General features: G+C 46.6%; 18 protein-coding genes and 3 pseudogenes. 8 read left to right on the top strand and 13 right to left on the bottom strand.

Annotated features, from left to right (window positions below; translation table 11 throughout):
* Positions 1–221 precede the first annotated feature (221 nt).
* The 3 genes from BLS59_RS30460 to BLS59_RS30475 form a co-directional block, all read right to left on the bottom strand.
* Positions 222–755: an ORF6N domain-containing protein gene (locus BLS59_RS30460; protein WP_091157680.1), complete on the bottom strand. Its 534-nt coding sequence runs from the start codon at positions 753–755 to the stop codon at positions 222–224.
* 37 nt (positions 756–792) lie between these two features.
* Positions 793–2,016, bottom strand: coding sequence for a site-specific integrase (locus tag BLS59_RS30465; protein ID WP_091157683.1), 1,224 nt, complete (start codon positions 2,014–2,016; stop codon positions 793–795).
* A 799-nt stretch (positions 2,017–2,815) separates the two neighbouring features.
* Positions 2,816–3,232 (bottom strand): LytTR family DNA-binding domain-containing protein, encoded by a 417-nt coding sequence (locus BLS59_RS30475; RefSeq protein WP_091157690.1) that lies wholly within the window; start codon positions 3,230–3,232, stop codon positions 2,816–2,818.
* Here BLS59_RS30475 and BLS59_RS30480 point away from each other — a divergent pair.
* Positions 3,202–3,540: a hypothetical protein gene (locus tag BLS59_RS30480; RefSeq protein ID WP_091157693.1), complete on the top strand. Its 339-nt coding sequence runs from the start codon at positions 3,202–3,204 to the stop codon at positions 3,538–3,540. The genes BLS59_RS30475 and BLS59_RS30480 overlap by 31 nt on opposite strands.
* Positions 3,541–3,563: 23 nt before the next feature.
* Here the strand turns inward: BLS59_RS30480 and BLS59_RS30485 are convergent, their stop codons facing one another.
* From BLS59_RS30485 to BLS59_RS31455, 3 genes and pseudogenes are all read right to left on the bottom strand, one after another.
* Positions 3,564–4,166, bottom strand: coding sequence for an integrase core domain-containing protein (locus BLS59_RS30485; protein ID WP_091157695.1), 603 nt, complete (start codon positions 4,164–4,166; stop codon positions 3,564–3,566).
* 294 nt (positions 4,167–4,460) lie between these two features.
* Positions 4,461–4,622 (bottom strand): annotated as a pseudogene (locus BLS59_RS30490) (transposase); the annotation flags it as partial.
* Between the two features lie 301 nt (positions 4,623–4,923).
* Positions 4,924–6,054, bottom strand: a pseudogene (locus tag BLS59_RS31455) (IS630 family transposase).
* 502 nt (positions 6,055–6,556) lie between these two features.
* Here BLS59_RS31455 and BLS59_RS30510 point away from each other — a divergent pair.
* Positions 6,557–7,399 carry a helix-turn-helix domain-containing protein gene (locus BLS59_RS30510; RefSeq protein WP_091157709.1) on the top strand — a complete coding sequence of 281 codons (843 nt, stop codon included), beginning with the start codon at positions 6,557–6,559 and terminating at the stop codon, positions 7,397–7,399.
* 59 nt (positions 7,400–7,458) lie between these two features.
* A complete protein-coding gene (locus tag BLS59_RS30515) occupies positions 7,459–7,962 on the top strand; it encodes a DinB family protein (RefSeq protein WP_091157712.1) in 504 nt (167 codons plus the stop codon).
* A gap of 5 nt (positions 7,963–7,967) precedes the next feature.
* Here BLS59_RS30515 and BLS59_RS30520 read toward each other — a convergent pair whose 3' ends face one another.
* Complete coding sequence (locus BLS59_RS30520) at positions 7,968–8,591, bottom strand: TetR/AcrR family transcriptional regulator (protein WP_091157714.1); 624 nt, start codon at positions 8,589–8,591, stop codon at positions 7,968–7,970.
* 226 nt (positions 8,592–8,817) lie between these two features.
* On the opposite strand from BLS59_RS30520, the gene BLS59_RS30525 reads away from it, so the two are divergent.
* Positions 8,818–8,997 (top strand): DUF3606 domain-containing protein, encoded by a 180-nt coding sequence (locus BLS59_RS30525; RefSeq protein WP_091157717.1) that lies wholly within the window; start codon positions 8,818–8,820, stop codon positions 8,995–8,997.
* Positions 8,998–9,013: 16 nt separating this feature from the next.
* Positions 9,014–11,155, top strand: a complete 2,142-nt coding sequence (locus BLS59_RS30530; protein ID WP_091157721.1) for a PAS domain S-box protein — start codon at positions 9,014–9,016, stop codon at positions 11,153–11,155.
* Here BLS59_RS30530 and BLS59_RS30535 read toward each other — a convergent pair whose 3' ends face one another.
* Positions 11,156–11,542: a response regulator transcription factor gene (locus tag BLS59_RS30535; protein WP_091157724.1), complete on the bottom strand. Its 387-nt coding sequence runs from the start codon at positions 11,540–11,542 to the stop codon at positions 11,156–11,158. It abuts the gene before it with no gap.
* Between the two features lie 136 nt (positions 11,543–11,678).
* Between BLS59_RS30535 and BLS59_RS30540 the strand changes: the two genes are divergently transcribed.
* Both BLS59_RS30540 and BLS59_RS30545 read left to right on the top strand, forming a co-directional pair.
* Positions 11,679–12,044, top strand: coding sequence for a response regulator (locus tag BLS59_RS30540; protein ID WP_091157760.1), 366 nt, complete (start codon positions 11,679–11,681; stop codon positions 12,042–12,044).
* 149 nt (positions 12,045–12,193) lie between these two features.
* On the top strand, positions 12,194–13,318 hold the full coding sequence (locus tag BLS59_RS30545) for a GAF domain-containing protein (RefSeq protein WP_091157727.1): 1,125 nt from the start codon (positions 12,194–12,196) through the stop codon (positions 13,316–13,318).
* Here BLS59_RS30545 and BLS59_RS30550 read toward each other — a convergent pair.
* A complete protein-coding gene (locus tag BLS59_RS30550; protein ID WP_091157730.1) occupies positions 13,293–16,841 on the bottom strand; it encodes a response regulator in 3,549 nt (1,182 codons plus the stop codon). The genes BLS59_RS30545 and BLS59_RS30550 overlap by 26 nt on opposite strands.
* Positions 16,842–17,108: 267 nt before the next feature.
* Between BLS59_RS30550 and BLS59_RS30555 the strand changes: the two genes are divergently transcribed.
* On the top strand, positions 17,109–18,206 hold the full coding sequence (locus BLS59_RS30555; RefSeq protein WP_091157732.1) for a GAF domain-containing protein: 1,098 nt from the start codon (positions 17,109–17,111) through the stop codon (positions 18,204–18,206).
* On the opposite strand, the gene BLS59_RS30560 is transcribed toward BLS59_RS30555, so the two are convergent.
* The 4 genes and pseudogenes from BLS59_RS30560 to BLS59_RS30570 form a co-directional block, all read right to left on the bottom strand.
* Positions 18,203–18,454: a hypothetical protein gene (locus BLS59_RS30560; protein ID WP_091157735.1), complete on the bottom strand. Its 252-nt coding sequence runs from the start codon at positions 18,452–18,454 to the stop codon at positions 18,203–18,205. The genes BLS59_RS30555 and BLS59_RS30560 overlap by 4 nt on opposite strands.
* 67 nt (positions 18,455–18,521) lie before the next feature.
* Positions 18,522–18,944: a helix-turn-helix domain-containing protein gene (locus BLS59_RS32380; protein WP_240315397.1), complete on the bottom strand. Its 423-nt coding sequence runs from the start codon at positions 18,942–18,944 to the stop codon at positions 18,522–18,524.
* Between the two features lie 29 nt (positions 18,945–18,973).
* On the bottom strand, positions 18,974–19,312 hold the full coding sequence (locus tag BLS59_RS32385) for a cupin domain-containing protein (RefSeq protein WP_240315398.1): 339 nt from the start codon (positions 19,310–19,312) through the stop codon (positions 18,974–18,976).
* Positions 19,313–19,526: 214 nt separating this feature from the next.
* A pseudogene (locus BLS59_RS30570) lies at positions 19,527–20,300 on the bottom strand (SDR family NAD(P)-dependent oxidoreductase).
* Between the last annotated feature and the right edge of the window lie 498 nt (positions 20,301–20,798).

The following is a 20,798-nucleotide window of genomic DNA, read 5'->3' on the forward strand; positions in this document are numbered from 1 at the left end:
TTGCCCTAACTGAAGGCTGGCAGAAGAAAAAAATATTTTTTTATGTATAAAAGAGAAAAAATAACCATTTTTATATAAACGCTTTACATAGGAGGCTATACAAGCGGGCCGTTTGATCCGCTTTTCAGCGGTGGCCCGGCCTTGACAATTTTGCTGCTTGCCGCTTTTGGTTGTTTACGTATTGCAATGGAGCATTATGCGCAAATAGCAAACTTCACCTGCTAAAGGTCGTCCGGCTTACCCCTTAGTTTAAAACCGACTGGTTCACGTGGCTCATTCTTTTGTTGTATCAATTGTTTCAGAGCTTGAAATATATATTGGATATCGTCATCGTGCTGAACGACAAGCTTTTCAAGCTGCTCAAATTTAAGCAGCAGATCTTTTTGGGTAATCAACATTTCTCTGAATTTAACAAAGACCTCAATGATCTTGATACTCATCGTAATCGCCTGCTTGCTATTTAGCACGCTTGAAAGCATCAGGATACCATGTTCCGTGAAAGCGTATGGAGCGTATCGCCTGCCGCCTCTTTTTGAGGTCGCAATTTGCGACCTCAAAACTTCGAACTCCTCATCGGTTAGGCGGAACATAAATTCCGCCGGAAACCTGAGCAGGTTTCGATTAACCTGCTCAATTAATCTTTTAGTTTCAACGCCATACATTTCTGCCAGGTCATTATCCAGCATAACTTTATGGCCACGGATCAGATAAATTTTTTCAGCAATCTCCTGGTCGCCGGTAATAAGTTCTTTCATAGTTCCTTTTTTAAGTGTGAATAACAATAGCTTGCGTTCAGTAAGCTTGTAGTTTTTTCTTCAGCGCATTCATGTCTTCGCCAACTTTCATATCCAAAATTCTTGCGTAATGCTGCGTGGTTTTGATATTGGTATGTCCAAGCATTTTAGATACGCTTTCGATGGAAACGCCATTGGCCAGGGTGACTGTGGTTGCGAAGGTGTGCCTGGCTATATGGTAGGTAAGCTCTTTAGTGATACCGCAGGCGTCCGCTATTTCTTTGAGATAACTGTTCATCTTTTGATTGCTCAAAACAGGTAACAGTAATCCGTCGTTTGCACATTGCGGATGGTCCTTGTATTTATTCATCAGTTGTATGGCCTGAGGGAGCAATGGGATACTGGAAGCGGTATCTGTTTTTTGCCTGCTTGTAGCGATCCATTCGCTGCCATCTACGCCGATGACGATCTCGGAACGCTTTAGTTTTTTGACATCCGCATAGGCCAGTCCTGTATAGCAACTAAAGAGAAAAATGTCACGCACCTGCGAGGTCCTGTCACTGGCCAGTTGTTTTTTTGCCATAGTTGCCAATTCTTCGGCATTCAAAAAATCTCTTTTGACTTCTTTTACTTTCGGTTTGTATTTGCTGAATGGGTCTTTGTCGAGCCAGCCATTAGCCAGGCAGATCAGGATGATCTTTTTAAAGTTCTTCAGGTATTTGACAGTAGAATTGTTGTTGCAATTTCGCTCAGAACGGAGATAGAAGTCGTAAGACATTACAAATTCGTGGTCGATACCGCTGATACCGATGTCAGTAGCTTTGTATTTCCATAACAGGAAGTCTTTGGTGTGCTTTAGGCTTGTTTCATAACGGTCATAGGTGCCTTTAGCGAATTCTTTTCCGATCAGCGCTTTAACTTGTTTGTTGTGCTCTTCAAAAATTGGTATAAGCATTTTGTCCGGTGTGGCTTCTTCCTTACCAAGTAAAATGCTTTTAAGGTTGGCGGCAGTCAATTGTATTTTCTTTTCGAGCATCAGCTGATGCGCTTCGTAAACCTGGCGCTCCAACGTTTTAAGATAATCGTTAAAGGAGCGGGTATGATCACCCGTGCCAATCAGTTTTTGTGCGGCAGTGTTCCATTTGGATGGAATGACCTGCCGTTTAGAGGAGATCTCAATGCGTTTACCATCGATGGTAATGCGTAGATAAATAGGGGCTGTGCCGTCGGCACTTAGCTTGGAGCTTTTTACGTAAAAAAGCAGAGAAAATGATTTGTTCATCACAGGTCACCTTTAAGTGGATAAAATTAGTTACTTGCTACGCTATAAATCAAGATGTTCAGCTGTTGAACAAGTTGATATATAGCCACTTATAAGCTTTCTGGTGACCTGTCGGTCTTTACATGTAATAGGTCACCAAAAGGTCACCAGACCAATGCGATTTATTGAATATTTTGGTTCGGTCTAAAAACTAAAAACGCCTTAAATGATGCATTTAAGGCGTTTTTGAATTATTTAAGATATACTTGGCGGAGAGGGAGGGTTTTGTAACACCTCTAAATGGGGTTGATAACCAATGTCTTATGAGTGGGATAATTGCTTGCGCACCGAATTACGCACCACTTTCTTGCTACAGATTAATTGCAAATCTTATGATATAAAGTTACGAATATCATAAAATCTACCAAATTTAATGTCTATCTATTTAGCATTATTGGGTATAGCACAGCCGCCAGACTGGTTGTGAGAGCGGACATGCTCCCCCGTGCAAGTAATTACACACACCCACCCATTTTCACCACTTAAGCAACAAAAGCAGGTAGCCGGGTGAAATGTCAAGGCCAGGCGACCAATAAAAAACAAACCAAGAACCGCCTGTTCATATAGCCTTTACGTTGCGTCCCGGCGGCGGCTATCTTTGCGACTGTGGTGTAATTGGTTTTTTTCTTTCACCAGCGAGGGAAAGAGCAAGTCGGTTATGAGCGCAGCGAATTTCCGTCTTGCTGTGCGAGGTGAGGCGGGCGGTAGCAGGTACCCGCTTATCGCGGGTCGCATGCAGCCGCTGGCCGCAACCGGGGTTTTAGTGTTTGATTTCATCATCGTTTAATGAGCGTATCTCATTTTTGATCGATTCCTCAACCTCTTTCTTCGCGTCCTTGCTGACTTTGACGATTTCATCGCATGGTGGTATCAGTTCCAGAATCATACCTTGGTCGCGGTGTTTTCTCGTTCTTTCGACAGCATCGCGGGTGATGATGAAATTGCGGCTGGCACGGCAAAACATTTCCGGGTCGAGTAGCTTTTGTACTGCGTTAAGTGATTCCCAGAAAATGACCGAACTGGCATCGTACCGCCGGAGCACCAAAGGCCCCGTTTCTGTTCGATAGATGTAAGCAATATCGCTTACACGCACCCGGAGTTCTTCCTTCTCTTCGGAAATTCGCAGATAGAGGTAATCGGCATAGGATGGCTGCCGTTCTATTTCCCTTGCTAGCAAGCAAGGAAAAAAGGGGTCAAAACAACATTAACTTATTGCTAAAAGGGATTGGAAAGTTCTTTATTTCGCTTAGAAAAAATAAAGGTTTTAAAAATGCAAGGCTGTTTGCCGAACTTCATAACATTGATCCCGGCCAGTATAACAAATATGAAAGGGTCAATTCGGATATGCAACTAAGTTCACTGATTAAAGTATTCAACATATATGGATTAAATGAAGAAGATATTTTCACACCAAAAATTCTTAGCGAAATCAAAGGCGCGCAAAGTATTTGTAACCCTCCCTTAGTTCGGACTGGTATTTTATAGACTTATTTAATTCAAAAATATGATTATTGTTGTTTGAACTGTGGGGATGTTGGAAACTCGGTAGAGTTTTCAATATCTCCACAGTTTAGCCGCTTATACAGGTCTGGCGTTATACCTCCGAGTGCTTCATGCGGCCAGCTGTAATTGTAATCTTCCATCCATTCATCGGCTAAAACCTGTACTTGGTTGATGTCTTCGAATAAGTAAGCATCCAGTATGTTTTCACGAAAGGTTCTATTGAACCGTTCGATATAGCCGTTCTGCATAGGCTTGCCCGGTTGGGTGAATTGGACAGTTATACTTTTGCTTTCACACCAATCCTTAAATTCCTTGCTGTTAATCTCCGGCCCGTTATCCACTCTTATACAGTTCGGTTTACCTTGCTCATGAATAGTTCGCTCCAATATCTGAGTCACCCGTACGGCTGGTATAGTATAGGCAGCTTCCACGGCTATAGCTTCCCTGTTATAGTCATCGATAATATTCAGCGTTCGGAATCTTCTTTTGTTCATCATCACATCACACATAAAATCCATCGACCAGGTATCTCCAGCCTGCTCAGGCACGACCAATGGCACTTTAACGCGTGCAGGCACGCGTCTGCGCACTTTTCGGCGGCGGTTCATGCCCAATAACAGGTAACTCGTCTTACACGCTTATAGTTCCATAGCAAGCCCTGCTGCCGAATTCTGCTATAATACAGATCCTGACCCTCGGTGGGGTGCTTTTCAGACAGTTCCAGCAGCTTATCAATTGTTGCTGAGTCATCCCTGACGTTCTTATAATAATACATGGATTGGGCAGCTTTACCACCCGGCAAGCCCTGCTAATACTCACCTGACGGAACTCCATTAAGTAAGCAACCATGTCCTTGCGCTGGCGGGCTTTAGAACTTTTTTGAGAGTACGTCTTTTAACAGGCTATGATTCTAAAGCCAACTCAGCATACATATGCTTCAGTTTGCGGTTCTCTTCCTCCAGCTCTTTCAGCCGCTTCAGTTCCTGGCTATCCATACCGGCATACTTTTTACGCCAGTTGTAAAAGGTTGATTTGTGCACGCCTAATTCGCGGCATACGTCGTTTAGCTCACGGCCACTTCATACTCTTTGATGGCCTTGATAATCTGTGCTTCGGTAATGATTGTGTTCTTCATCGTTTGACTGTTTAAAGTTAAGACTTTTCGTCCTTTAAGCAGTCCGATTTTTAGGAGGGGTTACACTGTGCCTGGCACGTTTTCCGGAATAGTTACCACCCTCATGGTCAGCGGGCACATGAAAGCTCCAGGCACTGGTGTAGATGAGAATGGTATCTGCTATGCTTTTTGTATTTCCATAACACAAAGATCGCCTCGCCCGGCTACAAAAAAGTTCGACTAGTGTTATGTTAATCGTGTAATGACGGATAAAGCCCTTTCGGTTTTATTCGTGCGTTCTTATTTTCAAATTGCCAGTTAATTTTACTATTCTTATTATTCCTGGTGTCTTGCCATGCCGCTACTTCTTCATTGATTTTCTACATTGTTGAAATATGCCTGTTTAGGCATTGTCCATTCAATACATGCAGTTATATCTCCGCCATATTTAGCCAGCTGCCATGCTTAGGGGTATAAACAAACTCAAACCTATCCCATTGTCTTTTGGCTTCGGCGGGTTCAAACGTCTCGTAAAATGCAGAAGCTGAATGGGTTTTAAAGTTGTCCATTACCAAAGTTATTTTCTTCGCCGCCGGATACCATTCATCTGCTATTCTTTTTACAAATAAAGCCCAGTCTTTTTTGGTTTTAAACGCTGTAACTTCTACAAAGCGCTTGCCCTTCAAAGGTTCGTTGGCCATAAATATATTGACAACCCCGTGCCTTATATACTCATAATCCACTCTTGCTTCCTGGCCAGGCTTCATGGCTTGAGAGGGTTGCCGTTCTTCTATTAACTGTTTTGGTGAGTCATCCATACATTAACCGGAAACTCCTCATCATAAGGCTTTTTGTATATATCCAATACCCTTTTCATATTGGCTACAAATTCGCTGCTTTTTTCAGGCGGTATTACCCAGCCCTTTACTTTCCAAGGCTTAAGTTCGTTTTTTTAAGCACACTTCTTACCGTCACATGCGAAATGCTTTCAACATATTCCAACTCCACCATCTTGTCGGCGAGTAACCTTAATGACCATTTAGCAAACCCCTTTGGCGGCTCGCTGCAACACAAGGCAACCAGTTTCGCTTCTACATCGCCATCCGATTTTGTTTCATACACACGACGGGTAGGGCGACGGTCTAAAACACCTTCAAAACCATCTTCAATAAACTTTTTCTTAACCCGGTCTATCGTTCGCATTCCAACTTTCAGAACTTGACTGATCTGTTCATTATTATTTTCTCCGCATATTCCCCTTCATCACAATTCAAAAGTATATATGCTGTCCGAAATGTTTGAGAAGTATGAGAACCTTTGTTGACTATCGAATATAACTCTCCAACCTCCTCCTTCGTAAGTGTTATAGTATAACGTACCATCTGTATTTTGTTTGCCAAAATATACATATTATACGTCATATTATATTTAACTTAACACTAGTTGAAGATTTTAAAAAGTAAAATTGGTGACAGGACGATTTTTCCAAACGGCATTAAACACCGGTAGCGGATCTGTGAATTAAAAATTATGGAAATATTTTGCACCTAAGGTAAATATTACGAAGATAATCGTGGATATAAGTGCTAAATTTTCAAAGGCAGTTGGTATAAATGGAGGAAAGACTGCAGCTGAACGTTTTTTTTAGCGGTGAAGAAAAAACTATTGATAGAAAGAAGGCTTGTAATCTACTATCTGGCAGGCCGATATCGGAACAATTCACAGATCTTTGTAAAAGATGTAAATACAGATAGAAATTGGCCTTTACAATGTGTTATTTAAATTGAAACTTTCCGCTTCGATTTTCCGTACCTTCACCTAGCCCTTTTTCGTATAGGCTATAGCAGGAAGACTGGACAACCACACACAGATAGAGAATTTAAAATGGCTGCGTTTAACATATTCCACTATATTTCGGATAGACAAGCACCGAGAAACAAAATCTTTCTTCCGCAAAATCTTGTTTCGTTACTTGAGCAAGGGGAAAAAGTTGTATACTACGCTAACAGCAAAACGACTATTACAGAGGATCAATTTGCCATACTTTCTTCAGGTAATTGTTTAATGACAGAGAAACTCCCTTTAAACAACAATTATCGTAGCACCATGCTGTTTTTTGACAACACAGCCCTAACATTGTTTTTTGTAAAATATGCTTCTATAATTAACAAAATCTCATCCAAGCCAGGCAATACTAAAAAGCCGTTTTTGGTATTTGAAAAAGATGAATTTATTAGAAACTACATTACTTCGCTTAAACTCATTCAAACAAAGGCGGCTTCCTTTTCAGACAAAATAACAGAACTGAAATTTGAAGAATTAATGCTTCATCTTCTTGAAAAATATCCGGATGAAATTCTTGCATTTGCAGCAAAAAACCAGGAAGCGTACGTTGACTTTGAAATTCGGAAAGTGGTTGAACTCAACATAACCAATAATCTGACATTAGGAGAATTAGCGTTTTTGTGTCATACCAGCGTTTCCACCTTCAAACGAAAATTCATAAAACTCTACAATGAAGCACCAGGCCAATACTTCTTGCTGCAAAAAATGACGATAGCAAAATCGCTATTGCTGCAAAACGAAAATCCAGGCGAAGTATTTTACAAAGTGGGCTATGAAAATCACTCAAGTTTTTCACAATCGTTCAAACAGGTTTACGGCATTAGTCCCAAACAATTCCAACAACAAAATCTGACCGTTTCCCAACAGCTTTTGAACGATTAGCGATAATACTACACCAAACGTGTTTTCTAACTTTGCGTTGAATTTAAAACGTAAAGGAAATGACAAAAAAGTATTTCACAGAATTAGCCAATTACAATAATTGGACAGATCGCATCATTATTGAATGGCTAAAACAAATCAATGACGAACAATGGGAGCAACCTATCAGGAGTAGTTTCAGTAGTGTCAGACAAACTACGGTTCATATGGTTAGTGCTAAAAAGATTTGGATTGACTTTTGGACAAAAGCTGCTGATCCCGTTTACTTGTCTGCTGGGTTTAACGGTACAAAGGATGAGCTGATTGAAATTTGGGGCAAAGCATCAGATGACTTACAAAACTTCATTGAAAACTATCCGGAAGAAGACTACCAGAAACCGGTTACATTCATATATCCAAACGGCAGACAAGGACAAATGATTTTTTGGCAAACATTTCCTCACTTCGTTAATCACGCCACTTATCACCGTGGACAATTAGTAACGCTGTTACGGCAAGCTGATTTTTCCAGCTTTTCTAATACAGATTTGGCGACTTACTTTATCAAAAATAATTTGTTATAGTCCGATCAGTTGGTGTCAATTGTTTTATACGACCATTCGGCTGAACGGAGCATGCCGGCGATCGCATCGTTCAGCAGCTGATCGTTCACCGCCGGCTCAATATCTTTAAAATAACTATTCACCGAAACCAGGCCGTGTATGAAAGCGACCATGGTAAAATATTTACAGTGAAAATAGGTTTCGGTAAACGTTTCCCTGCTGACCAGCTGCGCCAGTTCCTTTCGGAAAAGATCCATAAAGACTGCCAGCCCGGGGAAGGTTTTTTTAACGTCTTCCAGGTCCGTACCTACGGCATATAGCAACTGATAAAGCTCCTTTTCTTCGATGGCGAACGCCAGGTAAGCCCTTAGGATCGTTTCCAGTCGCTGCTTCGGACCTGTCACGTCCGCCAGGCGCTGTTCCACCCGGGCGATCAGCAGCGCGTACGTTCGCCTGGCCAGCTCGATCAGTACCGCTTCCTTGTTCAGGAAATAGCAGTAGATCACCGGCGGGGTGTATTCGATGGTGTCTGCGATCTTCCGGAGGCTCAGTTCCCGCCAGCCTTCCCTCCTGACAATGGCCATCGCAGCATCCAGGATATGCTTCCGGGTATCGGCTTTCAGGCGCGCCACCCTTTCTTTGCTTCCCATATATGGATCGATAACTGGTTAAAAAAAGAATACCTGTTCTTTTGCTTACAAATTTAATAGTTCTATCACAGGAATTCTAATTTGATTCCTCTTGGTCGGCCAAAGTTATTGAGCACGATGGCACCGGCCCTTCAGCGGAGCGATTTCACCAGCTATCCCGATCGTTTTTTGTTAAAACTATTAGCGTTAACGATTGTTACCGAAACGTACAATCCCCGTTAACACTATGGATAATAAACAAAAAACCGGCAGCCCGGACAGGGACCTGATCAATATCAGCGAAGCTTATGAAGTCAGGGACTGGGCCGATAAGTTTGGTGTAACGCACGTACGGTTAAAAGCCGCTGTCAATGCCGTAGGCAACTCCGCCAAAAAAGTAGAAGCCTATCTGAAAAAAAATAAATAACCAGCCCGCTTCGCCTATGGATCCATCCCGACCAATAATTCCTATCGAAGAACAGTTCAGGCTGATGGCAGACTCGGCTCCGGTGCTGATCTGGATCTCCGGAACGGACAAACTGTGTTATTTCTTTAATGCCGCCTGGCTGCGCTTTACCGGCCGCACGATGGCGCAGGAATACGGCAACGGCTGGGCCGAAGGCGTCCATCCCGAAGACCTGGAGCGTTGCCTGGATATTTATAACAGCTCATTTGATGCCCGCAAGGAATTCCAGATGGAGTACCGTTTAAAGTGCCATGACGGCGCTTACCGCTGGCTGCTGGATAACGGCGTTCCCAGATATTCGGCCGGCGGCACCTTTGCCGGTTATATCGGCTCCTGCGTAGACGTCGATGAATTACTGGAGTCCGAGCGGATAAAAAGAGAGTTTATCCATTGGGAAGCGATCGAAAAGGAACAGGCCTTAAATGAAGAGCTGGCCGCCTCGAACGAGGAACTGGTCACGATCAACGAGGAGTTGCAAAAGGCGCATCAAGACCTGCAGCGCCTGAATGATGAGCTCGAAGCCAAAGTGGAGGCCCGCACCGAATCGCTGACAGAAAGTGAACAGCAGGCGCAGGCCCTTAATGAGAAGCTGATAGCCAGCAATGAAGAAATGGTCGCTATCAACGAGGAAATGACTGCCACCAACGAGGAACTGCGGGAAACCCAGGAGTACCTGCAGCGGACATTGCAGGAGCTGTCAGAAAGCGAATCCCGGTTAAGCATGGCCATTGCTGCTACCCAACTAGGTGCTTGGGACTGGAACCCGGTCAGTGGTAACCTCTACCTTTCAGCAGAGTGCAACGATATTTTGGGTTTTTCTCCTGGGGAGACCATAGGGCGGGAAACCATTGCCGGCCTGTTTTATGGGAATGACCGCAGCCGGGTACAGCAGGAGATCCAAAGAGCACTGGCTGACCAGGGCGGAGCCCATTACGACGTTAGCTGCCGGATCATCCGGGCAGATAACGGTGAATTGCGCTGGGTCCGGTTGCAGGGCCTGGCGCACCTTGACGCTGCCGGCCGCCCCATGCGCCTGGTCGGTACCTTACTGGATATCACAGATGATAAACTGGCGGAAGAAAAGAGCGCTAAACTGGCGGCCATTATTGCCTCATCGGATGATGCTATTATCAGCAAAACGCTGGACAGCGTGATCACCAGCTGGAACGATGCGGCCGAACGTATCTTCGGTTATACGGCAGATGAAGTGATCGGCGAGACGATCTATAAACTGATCCCGGATGACCGCACGCACGAGGAGCCGGAGATCATCGCCCGTTTAAAACGTGGAGAACGGCTGGAACATTTCGAAACTAAAAGAATGCGGAAGGACGGCCGGCTGATAGACGTCTCGGTAACCGTCTCACCATTGTTTGACCCGCAAGGTAATATTATTGGCTTGTCTAAGATCGCCAGGGACATTACGGAGCGCAAACTGGAGGAAAACCGCAAGAGTGACTTTATCGGTATGGCCAGTCACGAGCTAAAAACCCCCGTAACTTCTCTTGCGGCCATCATTCAGGTGGCCAATGCAAAGTTGAAACACAGTGATGATCCTTTTTTAGCCAGTGCAATGGATAAGGCCCACAAACAAGTTAAGCGCATGACCAGCATGATCAACGGTTTTCTGAATGTTTCAAGGCTGGAATCCGGCAAGATCTATATTGATAAACAAGCCTTTAACCTGGATGAACTGATCGCGGAAACGATCAGTGAAACGGTACTGACCGTTTCCAGCCACCGCATCAATTTTGAATCCGCCGGTCCGGTACAAGTCTATGCCGATCAGGAAAAGATCGGCTCTGTCCTGAGCAATCTGCTTAGTAACGCGGTCAAATATTCGCCCAAAGGAAAAGTGATCGATGTACAATGCCGGGTCATGGATGGCCAGGCGCAGGTGAGTGTTCAGGATGAGGGCATGGGCATCAAGCCAGGGGATATCGGGCATGTGTTTGACCGCTATTACCGGGTAAACAATCCGCATACCCAGCATATATCCGGCTTCGGTATCGGCCTGTACCTGAGTGCTGAGATCATTCATCGGCATGACGGCCGTATCTGGGTGGAAAGTGCAAGCGGTGTTGGTTCAGCTTTTTACTTCAGCATCCCGCTTACCTGATCATTGGTGGCTGATGGCGTCCGCATTTTTGGTAAGGCATTTTTTGATCTCTGCAAGCAGCACATCCACGTCAAATGGTTTGTGCACAAAACCATCTGCCTTACAAGATAGGGCAATCTGCTCGATGTCAGAAGCGGTGGAAAGAATGATTACGGGCACACGCGCCAACTGATGGATCTTTTTGATCTCCTTGCAAAGCATGGTGCCTTCGCGGGCGTTGATCCACTCGTCAAGTACGATCAGTTCAGGTCTGCAGGCGGCAATTTGTTCGAGCGGTTCCAGCGTGTCACAAGTAAGCACATCGTATCCTTCCGACCATAGCACATAGGAAACGATATCCCGGATGGCGTGGTCATCTTCGATGACGAGTATATTCGTTCTTTTCATCAATATTTTAAATAATGCAGGAGAACAAAAATAGAAAAAATCAGTTCATTCACGGTATTTTCCATAAAGTACTACCATGTTAAGGCAAAGAATTATTCATGGCAGGATTATTGTATTTCCAGTTGGGCAGGCGGTTATGAAAAATAAGATATTGGTATTGGACGACGATCCGGACATTTTGGAGATTATTTCTTACATTTTAACAGATAAAGGCTATGAAGTAGTCAGCCTTTCCAGCGGCGAGGAAATCTTTCAAACGATCCGGCAATTTAGCCCGGACCTGGTCTTGATGGACGTCATGCTGGGCGAAATGGATGGCCGGATCATCTGCAATCATCTTAAAAACGGAAAGGACACGGCTGCTTTACCCGTGATCCTGATCTCCGCCTCCCATAATCTCGCCGCATCCCTCCGTCAGGAGGGCGCGCCAAACGATTTTATCGCCAAACCGTTTGATATCGACCGTCTCCTTCAAAAGGTGGAAGGCTTTCTCGTAGCCTGACTCAAACTTCAGGTCAATTAGCGCTGATAAGTTTCACCCGGACGATAAATACATTAGTACTTGCCTTGAAGCCTGCCAGTCCTCTACGACAGAAAAAGGATAAAAACCTTTATGCTGCTTTCTACGTATAGCCTACATATGACCATCTTATGCCCATAAAAGAATTGGAACGACTGGCAGCTGTGAACCGCTTTTTAAAATTGGAGATCAGTAAAGAAAAAGAGATCCAGGAGATCGTGGCGCTGGCAGCAAAGATCTGTGGCACGCCCACCGCACTGATCACGCTGGTGGCTGACGATACGCAATATGTTAAATTTAAGATAGGTTCCGACCTGGAAACGACCACACGTCAGGCCGCTTTTTGCAGCCATACCATCGGCCAGCAGGATGTTTTGATGATAAGGGATGCCCTGCTGGATGAACGTTTTGCCGATAACCCGCTGGTAACGGGCGGACCGGGCATCCGCTTTTACGCCGGGGCACCGCTGACCACGCAGGATGGGTTCAACCTGGGCAGCCTTTGCGTGATCGATCAGGCGCCAGGGAAGCTGAGCAGTCATCAGCAGGAGATGCTGCAGGTTCTGTCCAAACAAGTAATTCACTTACTGGAGTTCGATACCAGCCTGCAGATACTCAAAGAACAGTATGTTAAAGCCAAAAACTCAGAGATCAAGCTGCGTTCCTTTTTTGAAAGTTCCAGCTCCTGCCACCTGCTGATCGGCAAAGACATGGAAGTTATGGCTTTTAATAAAGCGCTGGCTGATTTTGTCATTAAACACCATGAGGTAAAGATCAGTACGGGAATGAGGGTGACGGATTATGTACATCCGTCCTATGTAAATGAATTTATTCGCAATTACAAAACGGCCCTGGCCGGAACCCCGGTTGTGCTGGAGCGAAAGATCCAATACGGGGATGAATATATCTGGTGGTATTTTACCTATGACCCGGCCCGCAATCCCGATGGAGAGATCATCGGCGTATCCTATAATGCCACCGATATCACGAAACGGGTTGAACAGGAACAACGCGTACTGGCGCAGAATGAATCCCTTCGGGAGATTGCCTTTATCCAGTCGCACGAACTGCGCAGGCCGGTCGCTTCTATCATGGGCTTAATGGACCTGGTAAAGGCGGATGGGCGGGCGAAGGACATCGAAGAATTGCAGCTCATGGAAAAAGCGGTTGCCGAACTGGATGAAAAGATCCGGCTGGTCGTGGGTTATACCACAAACCACGATAGCCGTGTCAGTTTGGATAATGATCCGGCATGAGTTGCAGCACCAATGCTATTTCCGCCCGCACCTGGCTGAGCAGTTCGTCCAGCATTCCGGCTCTGCTTGCGCCAAGCTTTTCAAACTTTCGGGCAAGATCCGCCAGGTACGGCATTCCTGCGGAAGCGGCAGTCCCATATAGTTTATGCCCGGTGCTGTTTAATCCCCCCCAATCGGAGCTGTTTGCCTGACGCTCCAGGCTGACCAGCGATTCCGCTAATTCCGTTCTGGTTAATGCGATCACTTCCCGGATCAGCTCCGGCTCGTCCCCCAGGTAGCTCTTGAGTTTCTCGAACTTAAAGTGTCCTGCCTCTTCGGCACCTGTGTAAACAGCTGGTACGCCCGGCGATAGGTCCCCGCTTAATTGCAGCCATTTATGCAGTACGGCGGCAATGGTCTCTTCGACGAAGGGTTTTACGACGAAGTCGTCCATCCCGGAGGCCAAAGCGGCATCCTTCTCACTGCTGACATTCCCTGCGGTCAAGGCGATGATGGGTACGCGAGTCCCCTGTTCCAGCCCCCTGATCTTTTTGGTCGCTTCGTAACCGTTCATCTCCGGCATCTGCACATCCATCAGGATGAGGTCCGGTAATTGTCGCTGATAACAACTGACCGCTTCGAGGCCGTTCTTCGCCTCGGCTAAAACCGCATTGGGAGCGATCCTTTTCAGAATGGTCCTGGCCAGTAGCATATTGACCGCGTTGTCTTCGGCGAGTAAAATGTGCAATTGATCTGTTATCATCGCTATTGGCTGTGATAATGCAGGATCCGGTTCGTCGTTTATTTTGTATAGCCGCGTCAGGGTATTGTAAAAGTCCTGCATCTTGATCGGCTTAACCATCCGGTGACTGACTTTCAGTTCCTCACAGGCCTTGATCACTTTTTCGTCGTCCGATGAGCTGTATAAGAGCATGACCGGTTGTTCCTCCGCTGTCGCGAAAAAGTTATCCCGGATCTTACGGATCGTTTCCAGCCCGTCCATATACGGCATGTGGTAATCCATCAGGACCACATCATAATGCGCTCCCCCGGCGAATAATTGCAGCGCTTCTAGCCCGTTCCGCGCCTCGGTGCTTTCGATGTTTTTCAGCGCCAGCATCTGGCGGAGGATGAGCCGGTTGTTATCGTTGTCATCGACGATGAGTACCTGTTTGAGCAGCTCCAGGTTCTCCCAGTGCTCCGGTTCGCCCTGTTCAGCTTTGAGCGTGATGTCGAAGTAGAACATGCTGCCTTGTCCGGGCGTACTTTCCAGCTGCAGCTGGCTGCCCATCAGGCCGAGCAGTTTATTAGAGATCGTCAGACCCAAACCGGTACCGCCATATTTCTTGGTGGTCGAGCCATCTTCCTGTGAAAATGCCTCAAAGATCTTGAGCTGCTTATCGGGCTGGATGCCGATACCCGTATCCCGGACAGCAAAGCGCATCAGGGCATGCTCGGCTTCAAACGACAGCACGGCTATTTTCAATTCGATCTCGCCTTTTTCGGTGAATTTGGCGGCATTGCTGAGCAGGTTGATCAGGATCTGTTTCAGCCGGATGGTATCCGTCCAGATAAAACGAGGCAGATCCGGCGGGATATTGAGCAGCATTTCCAATCCTTTGGTCTGGATCTGGAAAGTAATAATATCGGCGGCCTGTGAGCCGAGTTCATACAGATCGCATTTCTCAATATCCAGTTCCAGCTTACCCGCCTCGATCTTGGAGAAATCCAGGATATCGTTGATGATGCCGAGCAGCGCGTTTGCAGACTGGTTCACGATGGTCAGGTATTGTTGCTGGATCTCATTGAGATCGGTTTTCAGCACCAGGTCGGTAAACCCGATCACACCGTTCAAAGGCGTGCGGATCTCGTGGCTCATATTGGCCAGGAATTCAGACTTGGCGATACTGGCTTCTTCGGCCTGTAACTTGGCAGCCTGCAGTTCTTCCTGCTGCCGGATCAGCTTAGTGACATTTTGGGTAAAGATCATCATTCCCCCGATACTCCCATCCGCCTGGTACCAGGGCCGCAATTCCCAGTTGACGTATTGATACTGATCCGGCCCCGGCGCGGTAAAGTAATCCGCCTCCTTTTTTTCAATAGCTCCGTCTAAAACGCGTTGATGTCTTTCCCGCGATTCTGGTCCGAGGCCCTCAAACACCTCGTAGTAAGATAAGCCGGTGATATCCCGCTCTTTCAGCTCATATTCTTCAAGCCAGCAGTTGCTGACGGCGATAAAGTGCATGTCATTGTCCAGCATCGCCACTGCCGCCGGTGCATGCACGACAAAAGCGCTGAGCCTGGCTTTTTCCAGGAGTAGGGCATTCTCCATTTGCTGCCGCTCGGTCACATCAATGGCGTTACCGATCACATAATCAGCCCTGCCTGTGCCGGTTTCCAGGATATTATTGAACTGCCAGGTGAGTAAACCGCCATTCTTGTGCCGGGTGATCAGTTGGCCGCGGGCGCTGCCCTCAGCTTTGATCACCGCCAAATAGCCTTGTATCAAAGGATATTTTTCTTCCGGGACGATGTCAAACAAACTCATGCGGTTGATCTCTTCGCGCGTATAACCCAGCAAAGCCGCCCCGGCGAGGTTAACCGACAGAAAGTTACCGTCCAGATCATGCGTACACATCAGGCCCTGCGAATTGTCAAAAAATGCCCGTAACTTTTCTTCGCTGACGGCGAGCTGCTCTTCCTGCGCCCTGCCTTCGGTGATGTCCCGTCCGATCGCGAACAGGTTGGTCGTCGTGAGCTCGGGCGTTACCGTCCATTGCATCGTTTTATAATCCTGCGCGCTTGTTTTGATCCGGAGCACAAAATTTACGGTGCTTTCGCCTTCGCTTAATTTAACCAGCTCGGCTTGTACAGCCGGCAGGTCTTCCGGGTGGATCAATTCAAAAAACGAGGTTTGCAACAAAAATGAGGCTTCCCAACCCAGGACGGCGCTGAAGGCCGGATTTACTTTCTTAAAGAAACCGTCAGCCCCGGCGATACAGATCAGGTCATCGGAGAAGCGAAACAGTTTCTCATAGTTCCGGAACTCTTCTTTCTGGCGCCGTTCGGTGATCAGCGCCATCACTTCGCCGGCCAGCAGTTCCAGCGACCTTTTTTGCTGGTCCGTTAAGCTGTTGGGTTTGCGGTCCAGTACGCAGATCGTTCCCAGCGCATATCCTTCCGGGGAGATCAAGGGGAAACCGGCGTAAAAGCGCAAGTCCGGCTCGCCGGTCACCAGTGCATTATCTTTGAAACGCTCATCCCTGGTGGCATCCGGTACTTCCAGCAAACCTTCGCCCATGATCGTGTACTGGCAGAAAGCCAGCTTACGATCGGTTTCGGAAATATCCAGGCCCACCCGGGATTTGAACCATTGCCGTTTGTCGTCGATCAGGGACACCAGAGAGATCGGCATATTACAGATCAGCGAAGCCAGCTCGGTGAGGCGGTCGAATTCATGTTCATTTAAAGTATCGAGGAGCTCATAGTCTTTCAGCGCCTTCAGGCGTTCTTTTTCATTGGCTGGTACCGGTAATTGCTGCACGTTAAGCTGGTTGTTTGATAGGTTTACGAAAATTAAGCTGTTATAGTTCTAAAGCCGGTATTATCTGAGGATATTACCATTTGCCTAATATAGTAAATTCATTATCAAGCTATAGGAACCGGATTTTTGCTTAGGACCAGAAGATTCGATGGCGTACACCTGTGATCCGGGCCGCCGGATATCAGCGAAAACAAGCTTTTAATTGTTGAAGTTATACGTTTTGACTATATTTAACCGTCGGACATCTGGTACATTACAAATATCGTCATGCCATTAAGAGAACTAGCATACTTACAGGCTGTCAACCGGTTTTTATCCCGTTATATCGATAAAGAAAAGGAACTGCAGGAGATCGTGGATCTTGCCGCGCTGGTCTGTCATACTTCTACGGCGATCATCTGCATGAAAGATGCGCATAGATATCTTTTCAAATTTAAAAAAGGGATCGAGGCGGAATCTATCTCCGAAAAGGAATCTTTCTGCCAGTTCCTTTCTGATCGCGATGAGGAAGTCCTTACTATACCGGATGCGCTGCAGGATGTGCGCTGCACAGCGATGACTTCCCCGCCAAACCCGCCTCATTTCCGTTTTTATGCCGGCGTGGCACTAATCACGCATGACGGCCATAGGGTAGGCAGCCTGTGCGTACTGGACCACACCCCGCAAGGGATCGATAGTACCCAGCAGCAATTACTGAAGATGCTCGCCAAACGGATCATCCAGGTCCTGGAATTTGATTTCAGCCTTGGTCTATTAAAAAAGCAATTTGACCTGGTTAAAGATGCAGACATGAAGCTGAGATCCTATTTTGAAAGTACGGGGGCTTATCATTTATTGTTGGGTAAGGAACTGGAAGTGATCGCCTTTAATAAAGTCATTGCTGATTTTGTCGCTGCAAACTTTGGCATCCGGCTCTATGAAGGTATCCGGGCCGCCGACTTGCCGACCGATATGAAACGGGACGGCTTTGTAGCCGATTGTCAGCAGGCCCTGGCCGGGAATTCAATTGACTATGAACGGCAAGCGAATTATAATGGCAAGCATATCTGGTGGCATATCACCGTTGACCCGGGTTATGATACGGACGGCAACATCATCAGCGTTTCGTTTAATGCCACGGATATTACCGAGCGGAAATTACATGAGCAGCATATCCTGGCTCAGAATGAATCGCTCAAGAGCATCGCTTATATTCAGTCTCACGAACTCAGGCGGCCGGTTGCCTCGATTCTGGGGCTTGCAAATATTATGGGAGCTCATGATTATATGTTCAACAAAGAAGACGTCGAAATGCTGGGCAGGGCGGCCAGCGAGTTGGACGCGAAGATCCGTACGATCGTGGGCTATAGCGATGAAAAAGGCTAATATCCGGTTAGGCTTGCCTTGGTCACCATACGATTGCGGCGCGCGCACCACGCACCATATGGCAACTGGTTCATTAACGGCCTGAACCTGAACAAATCCGCTGGAACAAAAACAGCGATGCTCGCTTTGCGTATCGTTTCTACCGACGATACTACCGGTAAACCCATCGCCGGTGGTGGATGACAGTGCGCCATCATCGGCGCGCCTAAGATCGCCTGCGATACCAGTGCAAAATAAACTGCACACAAGATCAGGCCAAACTCGATCTTAGCAAATGGCTTATATCCGCCAGGGAGAACCAGCGCTTAGGGACAATTAATTAAAGGCCTGCCGGAACTCAACCGGTGTGACTTTGGTTTTGATCTTGAATAACCTGCTGAAAGATTGGGGATGTTCAAAGCCTAATTTATAGGCCACTTCACCAATGGTCAGGTGAGTGCTGAACAGTAATTTCTTTGATCTTTCGATCACCTTTTGGTGGATATGTTGTTGTGCATTCAGCCCGGTGAGCGAACGCAACATGTCGCTTAAATAATTTGGTGTATAGTGAAGCTGGTCGGCCAGGTATCGGACTGTGAGCATCCCCTCACTGGCTCGTTTTTCCCGCTCAAAATAAGCAGTGAACAGTTCTTCTAATTGCTGAAGCAAATTATTCGTCACAACATTCCGTGTCAGGAACTGGCGTTTGTAAAACCGCCTGGCATAGCTCAGCAGCAGTTCGACCTGGGCAATGACCACCTCCCGGCTGAACTCATCGATACGGTTGTTTAGTTCTTCCGGATGAAATTATAAATACCCAAAAGGGTCAATTTCTCCTGTTCGGAAAGGTGCAAAGTTTCGTTGATGGCGTAAGAGAAGAAACCATTATTCTTGATCTTCCGGGCCAGGGGATAGCCTTGCAGGAAGTCCGGATGAATGATCAGCGAATAGCCTTTATTGCCATCATAGTTGTCCGAACCGCCTACTACCTGGTTGGGTGCAGTGAACAAGATGCTACCCTCATCGAAGTCATAGAAGCCTTGGCCATACCTGAATTTTCCGCCCAGCTTTGTAATTAAAGAGATCTTATAAAAACCGGTGATGTACCCGCCCCGAAGCCGTCTCATGTCTACCTGGCCGTCCGTCACCTTAACAGACTGACCAGGGGATTTAGGGGCCAGGCAAACCCAGCTTGCGGTGAAGTTCTGCTATTGAAGCCAGCTTGACGGGCTTAAGGCGTTCGTTTTTCATACTTAAAAGTAATAAGTTTAACCGGTGGCCGGTTCTGCCACCGGTTAATAATTTATATCCGCGTGTCTTTCAGATCGTTATTTTTTTTAATCACCATGGCAAGTGCCCGTCCGGACCCGTAAAGCCTGCGGTCGGCCCGTCAGTTTCTAAGGCAACGCGTATCGGTTCGCGCGAACCCACCTCAACAGAATCGGTACCCTGGAAATTGTTCAGCGCGGTAGCGGTAAAACCCTGGCTTACTGCGTTGACCTTAATATTTTCTTTTTCCAGTTCGATAGCAAAGGCGACGGTAACCGCATTCAGGGCTGGCTTGGATGCAGCCTACACAACGTTAAAGTGTGCTCTTGCCCAGCAAGCCGGATCGGAGACCCAAGTCAGCGATCCAAGTCCGCTGGATACATTGACAATGCGCCCTGCGCTTGATTTGCGTAGCAATGGCAGCATGATCTGGGTAACACTGATCACGCCGAATACGTTGGTTTCCCATACTGCACGCACCTCTTCCAGAGCGGCGGTGGTGGCGCGGCCGTCTTCCATCATTTCTTCCAATGTCCGGCCAGGCTTTCCCGCATGGGATATGGCCGCATTGTTCACCAGCAGGTTAAGATGCCCGGATTCCTTTCCGATCCGTTCCAGTGCTGCTTTGATGGTCGATTGCTCGGTAACATCCAGATGAATGGCCTGGGCATTAGTTCCAATTTCGGCAGCAGCATTTTCACCGTTATCCAGGTTACGGGATTCGACATATACCTTATAACCATTGGCCGTAAGTGCTTTGGCGATCTGAAATCCTACGCCCTGGTTAGCGCCGATGACTAAGGCGACCGACTGGCCGCCCGTTGAAGTTTCAATTGTATTTTCCATAAAATTAGATTGGTAAAGAACAATGCAAACTCAGCAATCATTATCTTTCCGGAATAACCAAATCAAGGATGTTTGTAACCAAAATGAAAAAGGCGATGCCGATGATAATTAGGTGGTATATCCGGAGTGCAAACCTGCCGGAATTCGACGAGTGGATGCGAAAGATCACATGCTGAAACCAAAGTTTTTTGACAAGTTTTTAAAGTGGGAAGAAATTAGCGGCTCCTTCCTAAATGAAGCGACGATTCCTCGGGAAGGCAGCCAGCCGGGAATTTGAGGTCAGCAGGCGAATTGGATGGTTCATTAAATCTCCTGGAGCCGCAAAAAAAGTAGGTAGAGGTACGCGGTATTCAATAAGGACTTTCGGCCGCCTTTCATTTTTGACGATGTCAAAAATGATTGATAGACTCAAATTATTATTCAAAGGGACACCAAATTTTCATTAAAGGAGTCGGGAATCTGAAGACCAGAAGAACTCCTTAATTGCAACTACAATCA

Source organism: Mucilaginibacter pineti (assembly GCF_900101875.1).
Taxonomy (GTDB): Bacteria; Bacteroidota; Bacteroidia; order Sphingobacteriales; family Sphingobacteriaceae; genus Mucilaginibacter; species Mucilaginibacter pineti.

Excerpts from the sequence above, each read along its gene's own strand:
- BLS59_RS30485 (WP_091157695.1), bottom strand. The coding sequence starts at position 4,166 with ATGAACCGCCGCCGAAAAGTGCGCAGACGCGTGCCTGCACGCGTTAAA.
- BLS59_RS30460 (WP_091157680.1), bottom strand. The coding sequence starts at position 755 with ATGAAAGAACTTATTACCGGCGACCAGGAGATTGCTGAAAAAATTTAT.
- BLS59_RS30515 (WP_091157712.1), top strand. The coding sequence starts at position 7,459 with ATGACAAAAAAGTATTTCACAGAATTAGCCAATTACAATAATTGGACA.
- BLS59_RS30465 (WP_091157683.1), bottom strand. The coding sequence starts at position 2,016 with ATGAACAAATCATTTTCTCTGCTTTTTTACGTAAAAAGCTCCAAGCTA.
- BLS59_RS30530 (WP_091157721.1), top strand. The coding sequence starts at position 9,014 with ATGGATCCATCCCGACCAATAATTCCTATCGAAGAACAGTTCAGGCTG.
- BLS59_RS32385 (WP_240315398.1), bottom strand. The coding sequence starts at position 19,312 with ATGAGACGGCTTCGGGGCGGGTACATCACCGGTTTTTATAAGATCTCT.
- BLS59_RS30520 (WP_091157714.1), bottom strand. The coding sequence starts at position 8,591 with ATGGGAAGCAAAGAAAGGGTGGCGCGCCTGAAAGCCGATACCCGGAAG.
- BLS59_RS30480 (WP_091157693.1), top strand. The coding sequence starts at position 3,202 with ATGGCTGCCGTTCTATTTCCCTTGCTAGCAAGCAAGGAAAAAAGGGGT.
- BLS59_RS30555 (WP_091157732.1), top strand. The coding sequence starts at position 17,109 with ATGCCATTAAGAGAACTAGCATACTTACAGGCTGTCAACCGGTTTTTA.
- BLS59_RS30540 (WP_091157760.1), top strand. The coding sequence starts at position 11,679 with ATGAAAAATAAGATATTGGTATTGGACGACGATCCGGACATTTTGGAG.
- BLS59_RS30510 (WP_091157709.1), top strand. The coding sequence starts at position 6,557 with ATGGCTGCGTTTAACATATTCCACTATATTTCGGATAGACAAGCACCG.
- BLS59_RS30525 (WP_091157717.1), top strand. The coding sequence starts at position 8,818 with ATGGATAATAAACAAAAAACCGGCAGCCCGGACAGGGACCTGATCAAT.
- BLS59_RS30545 (WP_091157727.1), top strand. The coding sequence starts at position 12,194 with ATGCCCATAAAAGAATTGGAACGACTGGCAGCTGTGAACCGCTTTTTA.
- BLS59_RS30535 (WP_091157724.1), bottom strand. The coding sequence starts at position 11,542 with ATGAAAAGAACGAATATACTCGTCATCGAAGATGACCACGCCATCCGG.